Origin of the sequence: Blastomonas sp. CCH1-A6, from assembly GCF_001556365.1 — a bacterium.
GTDB lineage: Bacteria > Pseudomonadota > Alphaproteobacteria > Sphingomonadales > Sphingomonadaceae > Blastomonas > Blastomonas ursincola.
On the sequence record NZ_LSIS01000271.1, the window covers coordinates 1 to 828 of the forward strand.

General features: G+C 63.5%; 2 protein-coding genes. Both read right to left on the reverse strand.

Annotated elements, in window-relative coordinates:
• Positions 1 to 362: hypothetical protein (locus AX735_RS26360; RefSeq protein WP_231750109.1), on the reverse strand; the 362-nt coding region annotated here is incomplete at its 3' end.
• Positions 356 to 828 (reverse strand): hypothetical protein (locus AX735_RS25875; RefSeq protein ID WP_066280794.1); only part of this gene is annotated, 473 nt, incomplete at its 5' end. The genes AX735_RS26360 and AX735_RS25875, both read right to left, overlap by 7 nt.

Here is an 828-nt window from a genome sequence, read left to right on the forward strand (position 1 = left end):
CCATCTCTCGCCAGCGGCTCAGACAGCCACGGGACGAGGCCCGCATCAATCGCAAAGCCGAGAGTCCTTGCGAGGCGGCAGGCTCGAGCGATTGACCCGTCTGGAACATCGAGCGCCTTTTCAATGTGCCCAAGGGTTTCGCCAGCGCCGGGTTCACAGACCGCATGAAGCTTGCCTGCGTCTGCGGTGATAGCAAAGGGCCAGGTCATCGCGACACCGACGACCCGTTCGTCGAGGACAAGCAGCGTATCGCCAGTAGCGATAGTCTCGTCGGTCTGCACGGCGTCGTAGGCATTGCCCGTCGAGGCGAAGGCATGGATCCGCCAGGCGCTGAAGGCGAAGCGCTCGCTGTCGCTCAGCATGGCACGGCCCCTTCGGGAAAGGCGCGCTGCGCCGCTTCCGGAAAGGCTGCGGTGAGGTTCCGGTGGAGCGGCCCGGAGGATTCCGGAAAGAATGCACCGGTGCTGCTCGGCCGTGTTATCCGCAGCGCGCTTGCGACGGCATCCACAATGAACCCAGCAAGCTGATCGCTGGCCGTCAGCTTGCCAAATTCAGGCGGTGCAAACCCGGCCTGATGCCAGAAGGCGATGCCGGTCTCGAGGGTCTCGAGATAGCTGGCATGGCTGCCGTCGTCCTGCTCGTTATCAATGCTCGCCTCAACCGTCCGGTAGGTTCCGAACTCATGAGCGTTAGCCTTGATCCGCAGGGTGATTCCGGCGAGCGGAGGCCCAGCCACCGCGATCAGCGCAGCCCTGTAGAGCATGGCTTCGGCAGTATTCACGAGGTCGAAGTTCGGGGTGTGGCCGATCTGCGCGCAGTCTTCGTTCC